Raw genomic sequence first — 15151 nt, 5'->3', positions numbered from 1 at the left:
TTGGTGCTTAAAAAAGAAAAACTTATTTTTTCAATCTAAGTCTTTCAAAACTGAAGATGATGAATTTATGTATTATCCTTAGAAAGGAGGTGATCCATCCCCACCTTCCGGTAGGGATACCTTGTTACGACTTAACCCCAATCATCAACCCTACCTTAGACAGTTCCCTCTTCTTGCGAAGTTAAGCTGCTGCTTTCGGGTATTGCTAACTTTCGTGGTTTGACGGGCGGTGTGTACAAACCCCGAGAACGTATTCACCGCGACATGCTGATTCGCGATTACTAGCGATTCCAACTTCATGAAGTCGAGTTACAGACTTCAATCCGAACTGAGACTGCTTTTTTGAGATTGGCTAAAAACTCGCGCTTCAGCTACTCTTTGTAACAGCCATTGTATCACGTTTGTAGCCCAGATCATAAGGGGCATGATGATTTGACGTAATCCTCACCTTCCTCCAATGTTTAATTGGCAGTCTCGTTAAAGTGCCCACCATTACGTGCTGGTAACTAACGACAAGGGTTGCGCTCGTTTTAGGACTTAACCTAACATCTCACGACACGAACTGACGACAACCATGCACCACCTGTGTCCCTGATAACCTCCACTATATTTCTATAGCTTTGCAGAGCATGTCAAGACCTGGTAAGATTTTTCGTGTATCTTCGAATTAAACAACATGATCCACCGCTTGTGCGGAGTCCCGTCAATTCCTTTAAGTTTCATACTTGCGTACGTACTACTCAGGCGGAGTACTTAATGTGTTAACTTCAGTACCGAGTTTTATCCCGACACTTAGTACTCATCGTTTACGGCGTGGACTACCAGGGTATCTAATCCTGTTTGCTACCCACGCTTTCGTGCCTCAGCGTCAGTCAAGACCCAGCAAGCCGCCTACGCTTCTGGTGTTCCTCCATATATTTACACATTTTACCGCTACACATGGAATTCCGCTTGCCTCTATCTAACTCTAGTCAAGGTAGTTTCTATAACAAGACAGCGTTAAGCACTGAAATTAAATTATAGACTTTCCTAACCGCCTACGCACCCTTTACGCCCAATAATTCCGGATAACGCTCGCCCCCTATGTCTTACCGCGGCTGCTGGCACATAGTTAGCCGGGGCTTATTCATTGAATAACGTCAAGATAGTTTTTCCACTATTTTTTCTTCTTCAATAAAAGAACTTTACATACCGAAATACTTCATCGTTCACGCGGCGTTGCTCGGTCAGAGTTTCCTCCATTGCCGAAAATTCCCTACTGCTGCCTCCCGTAGGAGTTTGGGCCGTGTCTCAGTCCCAATGTGGCTGTTCGACCTCTCAGTCCAGCTACACATCATCGTCTTGGTAGGCCATTACCCCACCAACAAACTAATGTGGCGCAAGCTCATCTTTAAGCATACCTTTCGAAAAAGGTCTTTTAAAAATAAAAAGATGCCTTTTTATTTCCTATCCAGTCTTAGCAACTGTTTCCGGTTGTTATCCTCGTCTTAAAGGTAGATTACTTACGTGTTACTCACCCGTTCGCCACTAAAACCTTTTGAGGGGTTTCCGTTCGACTTGCATGTATTAGGCACGCCGCCAGCGTTCATCCTGAGCCAGGATCAAACTCTTTGTTTTATATTTTAATTTCATAATAATAAAATTAAAATGTTTAATTAAATTTTTATATAAATATCATCTTCAGTTTTCAAAGAAATAAATATTCAAAATAAAGTTCAAAAAATAAATTTAATTAATTTATTTTTTGAACTTCCTAAAATTAATAACAAATTAATTATAACATAAAAAAATAATTTTAAAATTTTTATTTAATTTTTATTTACTAAATTTAAAATTTTTTCTATAGTTAGTCCCTCAATAAAATATAATAATATATCTATAAATACAGAAAACTTATTAAAAATATTTTCCTTAATTTTTACATCAAAATTACCTAAAACATATTTATTTAAAGAAACAGAAGAATTATATTCAACACCTATTTTTAATCTTTTAAATTGATCGGTTCTTAAAATATCTATAATATTTCTTATGCCATTATGACCGCCATGACCACTTTTTTCCTTTAATTTAAAAAAACCAGCTTTTAAATAAATATCATCATATAAAACTAAAATATCTTTTATATTAATCTTATATTTATGCATAATTTCATTTATAGCTATTCCTGATAAATTCATATATTTTTGTGGTTTAAATAATATAATTTTTTTTTCATTCATTTGTAATTGATAAACAGAATTCAATATTTCCGTCTGAATTTGATATTTTTGTTTATATAAATAATCTAGAAAAAAATCAATCATCATAAAACCTATATTATGAGGAGTATTATCATAAATATAACCTGGATTCCCTAATCCCACAATAAGTTTCATTCTTCGCTGTTCCTTTATAAAATAAATCAAAATTAATTATGAATTTATTTTTTATCGCATTTAATTTTATTATGAACATATTTATAAATACAATCAAAAAATAATATTATGACAATACAAGAATTCAAATAAATATAATCTTTCCAACTTATTTGAGTTGTGCCAAAAAACTTATTCAAACTATCAAATTTTTGTGAAATAAGAATAAATAAAATTAATTCACATAAAACTCCGAAAAACAAAAGAACATTCTTTTTTCTAGCAGTTTGCCAAAAATACAATTTATCAGATCTACAAGCAAAAACATTTCCTATTTGAGCAAAAATAACAGCTCCAAAAGCCATAGTAGAAGCAAATTTAAACTCTTCACTTGTTGCTAATACTTTATCATTTGTAAATATTCCTGATTTATAAAAAACTAAGAAAAAAATTAAAGCTAAAAATCCTTCAACTAACCCTAAAAAACCATAACTTCTTTTTAATAATTTTTTATCTAACAAACGATCATTTTTAGTAATAGGTTTTTTTTCTAATAATTCTTTTTTAGGTTCTTCTTTTCCCAAAGCTATAGCTGGTATTAAATCCGTTATTAAATCTATAGCTAAAATTTGCATAACTGTTAAATAAAGAGGAACATTGAATAAAGCCATAAAAATAACAGGAAAAATTTGTGGAATATTTGAACTAAACACATAAGTTATAAATTTTTTGATATTATCATAAATTCCACGAGCTTCTAATAATGCTTTTGGAATAGTAGAAAAATTATCATCCAATAAAATCATATCAGCTACATTACGAGCGATATCTTTACCAGATTTACCCATAGCAATACCAATATGAGCCGCTTTCATAGCTAAAATATCATTAACCCCATCTCCTATAACCCCAACTATTTCTTCATTAGAACGATAAGCTTGTATAATTCTTAATTTATGTTTAGGGGTTGTACGAGAAAAAATTATAGGTTTAGAGGATTTCAAATTATTTTGCAATTCATTTTCAGACATTTTATCTATTTGCGAACCATCTATATTAATATATTGATTATCTTTAATAATGCCTACTTGTTTACCAATAGATACAGCTGTTGGGCCATAATCTCCTGTAATAACAGTGACTTTTAAACCAGCTTTATATAATTGTTTTATTGATTCTCTAACTTCGATTTTAGGAGGATCATAATTGACTATAAGTCCTAAAAAAACCATGTTGTTTTCTTCTAATTCATCTTGTTCTGATTTTATTTTTTTATAAGTAATCGCTAATAAACGATAACCTTGACTAGCTAATTCTTCGTTTTGTTGTACAAAAAAATCTTTGTCTTTTTGACTAAATTCCATTGTTTGTTTAGTTTTATATTGGAACTTACATTCTTTCAATAAAACACTAGGAGCACCTTTAATAAATAAATATCTATCGTTAATATCATAATTATCTTGAGATAAATTTTTAACTAAAATACTCATTTTTTTTATTTCTGAAGAAAAAGGATTAATTTTTTCTATTTTAAAATTTTTTCTTATTTCTTCAACATTAAGACCATATTTCTTGGCAGCAATCAAAAAAGAACCTTCAGTAGGGCTTCCTAATATTTGAAAATCTGTTTTATTTATAGGATCATCAATTAAATTAGCTTCAGAACACATTACAGCAGAAATTAATATTTTTTTTAAAACCTTATCATTTTCTTTTTTATCAAAATCTTTAAATTCACCTTTTTTATTAAAACCATTTCCTGTAATTTCAACAGAACCACCTGGAAACAATATTTTATGACAAGTTAATTTATTTTCTGTTAAAGTGCCGGTCTTATCCGTACAAATAACACTAACAGAATTTAATGTTTCAACCGAAAATAATTTTTTAATTAAAGCTTTTTGTTTAGCCATTCTTTGTGAACCGATAGCTAAACTTAAATTAATAGTTGGCAATAATCCTTCCGGGATATTAGCGACTAACATTCCTAAAGCAACTGTAATAGATGTTTGGAAAAGTTTTACATTATAAGAATCAATATCTGAACGCCATAAACAAATACAAAATACTATGACAGCTAAAGTTGAAGCGATAATACTAATCGTTTTAATAACTTTATGAATTTCTTTTTCAAGAGTACTTATGTCTTTATCAATATTTTGAACTAAATCGGAAACTTCTCCAATTTGAGTATCCTTAGCAATAGAATAAACAATTGCTTTAGCACTACCTTGAGTTACTGTTGTACCTGCATATACTAAATTAGGTATTTCAGAAACAACTTCAATATTAACTTTGTTTTCAGAATAAGTTTTATGTAAAGGAATGGATTCTCCTGTTAACATAGAATTATCAACATAAAAATTATTAGTTTCAACTAATCTGGCATCTGCAGGAATAGTAGCACCAATATCTAAAAAAATTAAATCTCCAATTGTTAAATTAATTACATCAATAAATTGAACTTCACCATCACGATAAACTTGAATTTTATTAGGAATCATATCACTTAAAGAAGATAAAATTTTATCAGTCTTTAGTTCTTGAAAAAAAGAAAAAATACCATTAATAATTACAACTGTTATAATAGCTAATCCTATGGCATATTCCTTAATTAAAAAAGATAAAAAACCCGACAATATCAATAAAAGTGCAAACATAGAAGTAAATTGTTTAATAAATCTTTTCAATATATTTATTTGTTTATTTATTTTAATAGTGTTTAAACCATACAAATTATTTCTTTTCTTGACTTCTTTAACACTTAAACCTTTGCTACTAGTATTAAAATGTTGAAAAACTTCTTCTGAAGTTAAATTACTTATTTTTAATAAATCATTCTTATTCATATTGTTTCACAATTACCTCTTTTAAAAAACATAAAATTTTGGAATAAAAAATATATTTATATTTTGAAAATTTTAGATTTTTATTTATACAAATCTAAAAATATAACAAAAATTGTCTTTAATATTATATTAAAAAAATTAAAAAAATAATAATCTTAAGTATGTTTTAATTTATGATATTTATTTAAATTTTTTTTATATTTTTCTTTTTCTTCTTGAATTTTTTTTGGATTTGCTTTTTCCATAAAAGATTTATTATTTAAAATTTTTTCGCTTCTTTTAATCTCTTCTAAAAGAATTACTTGTTGTTGAATTAAATTATTTTTAATTTCATGATTATTAATATTTTCCCAAAGATTTTTATCTATCAAAATAGATATATTTAACTCAGAAAGCAAACAAAAATATTTATCATCTAATAAATTAGACACGATTTCGATTTCATTAACTTGAAACAAATTCGTTAAAACTAAATTAAAACAATTGAATTCTTTAATATCTTCAAAAGGAACTTCAATATATAATTTTAATTTCTTTTTATCAATTAAATAAGATTTTTCCCAATGACGGAATTTAATAATTAAATTTTTTAAATTTTGAAATTTTTCAACAGCTTGATCGTTGCAATAAGAAATTTTAGGCCATGAAGAGTGAACAATAGATTCCTTTGTTGTCAACTCTTCATAAATAGCATCAGTGACAAAAGGGATAAAAGGATGTAATAATTTCAAAATATTTTGTAAAATAAAAAGCACAAATTTATGAGTATTTAAATATTCCTTTTTATCTTCTTTTAAAAAAATTTTTAAAAATTCTAAAAACCAATTACTCAAATCGTCCCAAATAAAATGATATAATAACTCGCCTATAATATGAAATTCATATTGTGCATACAAAGAATCAACTTTTCCCACCAATTGTTTAAATTTTGTTAATAAGGCTTTTTCAGGAAATAATAAAAATTCTTCTTGAAAATCTATTGTTACAACCCGAATATTTAATTTAATCAAACGACTTATATTCCAAATTTTATTAATAAAATTTCGACTATCAATTATTTTTTTTTCATCATAAAATAAATCAGAACCATTAGCAACACTTGTAGTTAAAAACCATCTTAGTGAATCAGTACCATATTTATGAATGATTTCTTCTGGTAAAACACCGTTACCTTTAGATTTAGACATTTTTTGTCCTTTATAATCTCTAACTAAACCATGTAATAAAACATTGTGAAAAGGTTGTTGTTTTGTTAAATAAAAACTTTGTATAACCATTTTAGTGACCCAAAAAGTTAAAATATCATAACCAGTCACTAAAATATCAATAGGAAACCGTCTTTTCAATAAAGAATTTTCTTTTCGCAAAACATCTAAAGTACTTATAGGCCATAAAGAAGAAGAAAACCAAGTATCTAAAACATCAGAATCTTTAATAAAACCATCACCTGGATTTTCGACTTGAACTTTTATTACATCATCCTTATACCAAACAGGAATCGAATGTCCCCACCATAATTGACGAGAAATACACCAATCTTCAACATTATCTAACCAATTATTAAAAATTTTTAAAAACCTTTGAGGGAAAAAATTAATTTTATGTTTATTCAAAACAATTTTAGATAATTCTTTTGTTTTAAGGAACCATTGCAAAGATAATCTTGGTTCTATCATAGAACCTGAAATACTAGAAAAACCTACCATATGATTATAATCTTTTATTTGGGAAACTAAATTTTCTTTTTGTAAATCTTGAATTAATTCTCTTCGACACTCTAAAATACTTAAATTTTGATATTTTTGAGCTTTTTCATTCATATGTCCATCTTTAGTAATACATGATTCAAACTTTAAATTATTTTTTTTACCTACGAGAAAATCATTTTCGTTATGAGATGGAGTTATTTTGACTACTCCTGAACCAAATTTAATATCAACAAATTCATCGCTAATTATAGGAATTGGTTTGTTTGTATAAGGTACTAAAACTTTTTGGCCAATCAAATGTTGATATCTCGAATCTGTAGTATTAACAGCTAAAGCTTGATCAACAAAAATAGTTTCAGGTCTTGTAGTAGCAACTTCCAAAAATAAATTAGAATCGTTTAACATAAAATATTTTAAATAAAAAAGTTGACCTTTAACTTCTCGATAATCAACTTCTATATTTGATAAAGTAGTTTGAATTAAAGAATCCCAATTAATAATTTTATAATCTCGATAAATCCAATTTTCATTATATAATTGAATAAAAACTTTATTTACTATTTCATTTAAATCAGAATCTAAAGTAAATTTTTCATATTGATAATCTAAAAACAAACCTAACAAAGACCATTGTTGGCGAATAATTTTAGAATAATCTTCTTTCCATAAAGAAGCATATTTTAAAAAAATTTCTTTAGTTAAATTTTGGTCTGTCCAACCTTCTTCTCTTAACTTTTGTTTAATTTTATTTTGAGTAGCTATTCCAGCATGATCCATTCCAGGTAAAAAAAGAATATCATAGCCTAACATTTTTTTTCTACGAATCAAAATATCTTGTAAAGTATTGTTCCATGCATGACCCAAATGCAATTTACCCGTAATATTAGGTGGTGGAATAACAATAGTAAAAGTTTTTTTATTTAAATTATTTTCGGTCTTAAAATAATTTTTATTTAACCAATTTTGATATCTTGTTTTTTCTACTAATTCAAAAGAATATTTCGATTTCATAATTTTTTATCTTTCAGCGTTAAATTATATGCAAAATTATTTAATAATATAAAACATAATTATATACCTATAGAATGAATCAAATCAATAATATTTTGTATTCCATCTTTAGTTTTACAAGATATTAAATACATAGGTATTTCTGTATAACCTAATTCATAAAATTTTTGTTTAATTTGTTTTAATCTATTTTTAATCTGATTTAACAAAACTTTATCTTTTTTATTCAAAATTAAAATAGGGTTTAATTTGGATTTTCTTAATATTTGATATATTTCTAAATCCAAAGTAGTAGGACCTACTTTAAAATCAATAATATGAAAAAGTATTTTAATATAATTATTATTCTGCAAAAAATTATTAATCATTTTAATAACATTTTTTTTTATTTGTAAATTTTTTCTCATGTAACCATAACCAGGAGAATCTACTAAATAAAATGAATCATTTAATAAAAAATAATTTAAAGTAATGGTTTTCCCGGGAGTATTCGACACTAAAGCCATTTTTTTATTATTAACTAAACTATTAATAAAAGAACTTTTCCCAACATTACTTCTTCCCATTAAAAAAATTTCTGATAACAGAGGTGAAGGACGGTATTTTAAATTAGTAATACTTTTTGTAAAAACAGATCTAAAAATCATATTTTATTTACCTTGTTTAATTATTTTATTTTTTTGTCACAAAATTAATAAATTTCATATTTTATGAATTAAAATTTGCTATTATCAATAATTATATAATATTTAGAACTGATTATAACTGAATTATATTTCAAAAATTCACTGTTCTTTTTTAGATAATTTTTATCCATAAAATTATTTTTAAGGTTCAACATAAAACTAATAATTTCATATCTTTTCAAATTAACAAAATAATTTTAATTAAATCCAAAAGTGCCTAAGATTTGTTATAATTTATTAATTTGAAAAGATATTTTTTTTTAAATATTTTGTCATTTACATTATATGATTAGAACAATTCATCAACTCAAACGCACTTGTTCTAATCATATAAAAAAGTGTCTAAACTTTCGGTTCATTGCATTCATTTAATAAAATTTTATTAATGTTAAAATTAATATTTAAATTATGCTACAAAAAAATTATATACTTTTTGTAAATTCTTAATTAAGATTTCAACATCTTGTTCATTATTATGAATACCTACTGAAATCCTTATTGTATTCGTTGCCTTTATTTGATGCGAAGTTAAATAAGAACAATGTTGCCCTGTTCTCACATAAATATTATCTTGATTTAAAAAATTTTCCACATCATGAGAATGTAAATTTGTAAAATTAAAATTAATCATATTTGTTATTTGTGAATTAAAAATTTTAATTCGAGGTATTTTCAATAACTTACGAAAGATTTGTTTAGTTATTTTATGTTCATATTCAAAAATATTATTTAAGCCTATATTTTCCATAAATTCTAAAGATTTTCCCCAAGCTATAATGCTTCCTATATTAGGTGTTCCAGGGGACCATTTATAAGGTAAATCGTTAAACCAAAATTTCTTTTTTTCAATATCAATTTCTTTGATGCTGCCACCTCCTATAAAAGGAGGTTTTAAATTTTCTAAAAAATTTTTTTTACCAAATAAAATACCCAGTCCAAAAGGACCATAAGCTTTATGAGTAGAAAAAACCATAAAATCAATATTCAAATCTTTAACATTTAAAGGAATATGAGCTATTGATTGAGAAGCATCTAAAATCACTAAAGCTTTTTGTTGATGAGCTAAATTAGTGATTTCTTTAATAGGTGTTATATGTCCTAAAACATTGGATGTATGAGTTAAAATTACAATTTTTGTTTTATTTGATAAAACTTTTTGAAAATTATCAATTTGAATTCTATTATCACAAGTCAAAGGAATAAACTTTAAATTAGCTTTTTTTTGATTAGTAATTTCCATCCATGGCAATAAAGAAGAATTATGTTCCAAAGAAGAAACAATAACTTCATCTTGTTCATTAATCAAAGGAGATAAAATTTGAGCTATAATATTTAAACTATCAGTAGCACCTTTAGTAAAAATAATTTCTTCTGATGTTGCTTTTACAAAAGAAGCAGTTTTTCTTCTTATTCTTTCTAAATTTTGTGCGTTTTTTAAATTTAAAAAGTTACTACCTCTAATGTTTAAACCATTATTTTCATAAAATTCCTTTAAAGCATTAATCATTGTATAGGGTTTTAAAGAAGTAGCAGCAGTATCAAAATAAACTAATTGAGGGTTTTTTTTAAAAATAGGAAAGGCAGTGCGAACATTATTTATTGGATTTTTTAACAAAAATTTATGCTCCTTTATTCTTTGAAAAGAAAAATTTATTTTTTTAACATAATTTAATATTATCGAACAAATTTAATTTTATTTTTTAAAAAAAGAATAATGACAGATAAAAAATAATAAATTATAGTTAAAAAAATAATAGCTAAAAATAAATAAAAATAACCTTGTCCACCTTCGGATTTTATATTAAAAATACCTGGTTTCTCAGGATTGATAATATCATAAGGATAATATTTGTTTTTAAATAAATTCGAAATATTAGCGAATAAATAAAAAAAGAAATAACATAAAGGATAAATAATACCTAAATAAGCTTTTTTAATATTTAAACCAGGGTTGGTTCTAAAAAAATAAAAAATAAGATATAAAATAGGAATAATAGTGTGTTGATAATGTTTAATATCTAAAAAAATTATTTTTTCTTTCAATTGTCGCAATAATTCTGTTTTTTCATCTTTAAATAAAATCAAATGAACCATACTAAAAGTTAAAAAAATATTAATCGCAGCAATAAACATCAAAATAGAAAAGATTTTTTTATATCTTAATGAAGTAAAAAATAAACACATGACTATTAAAATCCAAATATTACTTTGATAAGTAAATTTGTCTATTAATTCTAACATTTGTGTGTTATCAATATTTAATCTTCTATAACAATGTAAAATAAAAATCATTGAAGAGATCAAGGTCAAAATAAAAACATAAACTTTACTAAAACAATTATCTTTTTTTCGAGATATTTTTGTTTTCATATATAAAATTTCCTTACTATCTATAAAAATAAAATTATGTAAAAAATTATTTATTAATTAATGCAAATTTAATTAAATCCAATTATATATTAAAAAAATATATATAAAAAATAAATAAAATAAAAATAAATAAAAGTAAAATAATTAAATATTTATCTTTAGGATCTGGATAGGCATAAACTTCATTCCAAGTATCATTAATTTGTGTTTTATACTTTTCACTATATTTATATATCTTATCTTTTTCATTTATATTTAATTTAATAACTTGTTGTTCTTGTATATCATAAGGAGAATCATAACCAATAAAATCATTGTTTTTTTTTCTATTTTCTTCTTTTAATAAAAATTCAATAAAATCATAAGCGCCTTTTGTTTGACTTCCTTTAGGTAAAACAATTCCGTCAAACCAAATATTTGTACCTTCATCATCAAATTGATAATAACCCAAATTTGAATTTTGTTGAACAAGATATCTTGCATCACCAGAATAAACTAAAGCAATATCATAATTTTCTTTTTTACTTATTTTCATTCTATCTAATATTTGATCAGTAACAAAAGATAAATTATTATTTTTCTGTTTTAATTGTATCAACCATTCTTTAGATTTTTGGATATCTTCTTCATAATTAACACCGATATCACCGCCAACAGCTTTGAGTCCAACAAACACACCTTCGAAAGCATTATTATATAAAGCAATTTTATATCGAGAATTTTGGAGTAAATCCACCCATTTATTAGATGATAAGTGTTGTTGATAATCGATTTTATCTTTTCTATATAAAAACCCTAAATTTCCCCAAAAATAAGGAATAGTGTATTCAAATATCTGTTGGTTATCCAATTTATTTTGAAATTTTTGGAAAATGTGTGTGAATTTTTGTTCTTGTGGTTGTATTTTTTCTAAATAATTATCTTTTAATTGTTCGATTGCGTATTCACTTAAAATAGCAATATCATATTGATTACCAGATTTAATTTTGTTAATAGCTAATTCATTAGAAGAAAAAAAACTTTGTTTAACAATGAATTCCTTTGATTTCTCATTGTATTCCTTAATAATATCCGGATTAATATATTCACCCCAATTAAACAAAATAATAACTTTTTTACTATCTATATTTTTATTTTTAGTCATTATCCAATAAATAAAGCTAAATAATAATAAAATAAAAATAATCAAAATAATAAAATTTACTTTTTTTTTCATTTGCGTTTTAAATCTTTTCTGGATTTCATCAATCCGATTATTATTTTAAATAAAACAATTAAAATTAAAACAGAAGATAAAGCGTTAATTGTGGGATTTATTGTCCCTTTTAAACTATAAATATAAGCTGATATATTTTGATAATCAGATCCACCTGCAAAATAAGAAATAATAAAATCATCAAAAGATAAAGCAAAAGCAATACCAGCACTAACTAAAATAACATCTTTTAATTGAGGTAAAATGATTTTAGTAAGAGTTTGAAAAGAAGTAGCACCTAAATCATAAGCGGCTTCAATTAAATCCGTTTCTAAAGTTAAACATTTAGTATAAACAGAAATTAACACATAAGGGGTGCTAAAGGAAATATGAGATAATAACATTCTCCAAAAACTATTTTTTAAGCCAATAGAATTAAACAAAACAAACAAAGCTAAAGCGTGAATTATTTCGGGTATAATAATCGAAAATTGATTAAAATTTATTATAATTTGACGCCATTTTTTTTTATAATTAATCAAAGAAAATGCTGCTAAAGTTCCTATGATTGTTGAAATAATTGTAGATAAAAAAGCTATTTGAAAAGTAATAAAGATGGAAGATTTAATCGCTGAATCTTCTAAAATCCTATAATACCATTTCAAACCAAATTTATTAAAATGAACTAAAGAAGAAATTCTTCCTTTGCTTTCGTTAAAAGAAAAAATAATTAAAGATATAATAGGAGAATAAATAAGAAGAAGAATCAAAAATAAATAAACAAAAGCTAATTTTTTTTTATTTATTCGAAACATTAGAATTATAAATTTTTTCAATTTGATTCTTCTTATAAAAAGTTAAAATAAAAATCATTAAAAAAGTTAAATTGATAGCGATAGCACAAGCGCTTTTGATATCACCACTTAAAAAAGTTTTATTTTCAATCAACTCACTAATAAAAACAACAGTTGTAGGACCTAAATATTTAGGTACTACTAAATTAGTTAAAATTTGTAATGAAGTCAAAATAATACCTGTATTTAAACCTGGAATAGATAAGGGGAAAATAATTTTTTTAAAAATTTGTTTATCATTGGCACCTAAATCTTTAGCAGAATCAATTAAATTAGGATCTATTTTAGCAATACTAATAAATATAGATAAAAACATATAAGGAAAAAATAAATAAATAAAACCTATAAACATCGCTAAATTAGTTTCTAATAATTTTATATTGAAAAAATTTTCTATTAAAGAAAAGATTTGTATCAAAGATTGTGTTTTTAAAATCATATTAATCCACATAGTACCATTAATTAATAAAATCAAAATAGATTGTTTAGAACTCTTATATTGGGCGACGATGTATGATAATGGATAAGCAATAACAACGAGAAAACAAGTTGATATAATAGCTATTACAACAGAACGTAACAAAACATAAAGAAAAACTTTTGTAGTATAAAATTTTTGATAATGTTTCAATGTAAAAGAAAAATTAACAAATTTATTTGTAGTATTTTCTTGAATAGAATCTAAAAAAATAATCAAAATAGGGATACAAACAAATAAAATAAAAATAATAAAATAAGGCAGAGCTAAATATTTATAAAATTTATTACCTTTATTATTAGAACTGTACGAAAACAATTTATTTTACCACACTTCCATAATATGTAAATCTTCAGGATTAAAAAAAATACCCTTTTGAGTATTTAATTCAATAAAATCAGTTGTATGAACGATATAATCACGGTAACAAGTTTTAATATTAACTTCCCAATGAACTCCTTTAAACAAAATATAATCAACAACGCCTGTAAATAAACCTTTATCTGGTGCAACAATATCAATATCTTCAGGTCGAATTACAATATCGACTTTTTGATTTTTTATAAATCCAGAATCTACACATTTTAATTCTTTATCATCAAAAAACACTAGAAAATCTTCTTTCATGATACCAGAAATTAAATTAGATTCGCCTATAAATTTAGCTATAAATTTATTAGCAGGTTCATTATAAATATCTTGTGGAGTTCCTATTTGTTGGATTTCGCCTTGATTAATAACAACTATTTTATCACTCATAGTTAATGCTTCTTCTTGGTTATGAGTTACAAAAATAAAAGTAATACCTGAATTTCTTTGAATTTCTTTTAATTCATATTGCATTTCTTGTCTTAATTTTAAATCTAATGCAGCTAAAGGTTCATCTAATAATAAAACTTTTGGTTTATTAATTAAAGCTCGTGCAATAGCTACCCTTTGTTGTTGTCCTCCTGATAATTGTCTAATATCTCTACTTTCCAACCCTTTCAAACCTACTAATTTTAAATAATGTAAAACCGTTTCTTTAATAAAAAGCTCTTTTTGCTTAGAATCTAAATTTTTATTTTTTAATTGATTAATTTCTTTTTTAAAATGTCTACTTAAAATCTTTTTTTTTATTTTGAATTCTCTTTTCAATGCAATTATAAATGGGTTTTGTTCTTTAAAAAAAGATATTAAAATAGAAAAAAAAGATTTATCTTTTAGGGAAATATTAGCAAGATTTATTTTTTGTATTTTATCTCGAAATTCTTTATCTATTTGTTCTATTTTCATTTTATATTGCATTTTAAATTTTTGTATTTTTTTTTCATTTTGTTCATTTAAATTTTTAATTCTTAATCCAAAAGCAATATTTTCAAAAACATTTAAATGTGGGAACAAAGCGTATTTTTGAAAAACTGTATTAATCAATCTTTTATGAGAAGGAATATTTCTAATACTTTGATTATTAAATAATATATCGCCAGAACTCATATTGTCAAGTCCGCCAATAATTTTTAAAATAGTAGTCTTGCCACAACCCGAAGGACCTAATAAAGTGACAAATTCATTTTCTTTAATTTCTAAATTTATATCATTTAAAATAATTTGATTATGGATTACTTTAGTAATATTTTTTAATTCTATCAAATTTGTCATC

At 24.7% G+C, this 15151-nt stretch carries 10 protein-coding genes and 1 rRNA gene; all 11 read right to left on the bottom strand.

Annotated elements, in window-relative coordinates; all coding sequences use genetic code 11:
- Positions 1 to 82: 82 nt before the first annotated feature.
- A 16S ribosomal RNA gene (locus tag AADV48_RS01480) occupies positions 83 to 1617 on the bottom strand.
- A 191-nt stretch (positions 1618 to 1808) separates the two neighbouring features.
- The gene (gene pth / locus AADV48_RS01475) at positions 1809 to 2378 is read right to left on the bottom strand and encodes an aminoacyl-tRNA hydrolase (protein ID WP_341266824.1); all 570 of its coding nucleotides are present in this window, start codon (positions 2376 to 2378) and stop codon (positions 1809 to 1811) included.
- A 44-nt stretch (positions 2379 to 2422) separates the two neighbouring features.
- The gene (locus AADV48_RS01470; protein WP_341266823.1) at positions 2423 to 5206 is read right to left on the bottom strand and encodes a cation-transporting P-type ATPase; all 2784 of its coding nucleotides are present in this window, start codon (positions 5204 to 5206) and stop codon (positions 2423 to 2425) included.
- Between the two features lie 155 nt (positions 5207 to 5361).
- Positions 5362 to 7926 (bottom strand): valine--tRNA ligase, encoded by a 2565-nt coding sequence (locus AADV48_RS01465; protein ID WP_341266822.1) that lies wholly within the window; start codon positions 7924 to 7926, stop codon positions 5362 to 5364.
- 59 nt (positions 7927 to 7985) lie between these two features.
- The gene (gene yihA, locus AADV48_RS01460) at positions 7986 to 8573 is read right to left on the bottom strand and encodes a ribosome biogenesis GTP-binding protein YihA/YsxC (RefSeq protein ID WP_341266821.1); all 588 of its coding nucleotides are present in this window, start codon (positions 8571 to 8573) and stop codon (positions 7986 to 7988) included.
- A 445-nt stretch (positions 8574 to 9018) separates the two neighbouring features.
- The gene (locus AADV48_RS01455) at positions 9019 to 10227 is read right to left on the bottom strand and encodes an aminotransferase class V-fold PLP-dependent enzyme (protein WP_341266820.1); all 1209 of its coding nucleotides are present in this window, start codon (positions 10225 to 10227) and stop codon (positions 9019 to 9021) included.
- Between the two features lie 59 nt (positions 10228 to 10286).
- On the bottom strand, positions 10287 to 10982 hold the full coding sequence (locus tag AADV48_RS01450) for a hypothetical protein (protein WP_341266819.1): 696 nt from the start codon (positions 10980 to 10982) through the stop codon (positions 10287 to 10289).
- An 82-nt stretch (positions 10983 to 11064) separates the two neighbouring features.
- Entirely contained in the window at positions 11065 to 12198 is a 1134-nt protein-coding gene (locus tag AADV48_RS01445; protein ID WP_341266818.1) for an extracellular solute-binding protein, read from the bottom strand.
- Positions 12195 to 12992, bottom strand: coding sequence for an ABC transporter permease (locus AADV48_RS01440; protein ID WP_341266817.1), 798 nt, complete (start codon positions 12990 to 12992; stop codon positions 12195 to 12197). The genes AADV48_RS01445 and AADV48_RS01440 overlap by 4 nt, the downstream gene beginning before the upstream one ends.
- The gene (locus AADV48_RS01435) at positions 12976 to 13827 is read right to left on the bottom strand and encodes an ABC transporter permease (protein WP_341266816.1); all 852 of its coding nucleotides are present in this window, start codon (positions 13825 to 13827) and stop codon (positions 12976 to 12978) included. The genes AADV48_RS01440 and AADV48_RS01435 overlap by 17 nt, the downstream gene beginning before the upstream one ends.
- A gap of 6 nt (positions 13828 to 13833) precedes the next feature.
- Complete coding sequence (locus AADV48_RS01430) at positions 13834 to 15150, bottom strand: ABC transporter ATP-binding protein (protein ID WP_341266815.1); 1317 nt, start codon at positions 15148 to 15150, stop codon at positions 13834 to 13836.
- Position 15151 lies beyond the last annotated feature (1 nt).

This window comes from Candidatus Phytoplasma fraxini (genome assembly GCF_038024965.1).
Taxonomy (GTDB): Bacteria; Bacillota_I; Bacilli_A; order Acholeplasmatales; family Acholeplasmataceae; genus Phytoplasma; species Phytoplasma fraxini.
This window is presented reverse-complemented; position numbering and strand designations above follow the sequence as displayed.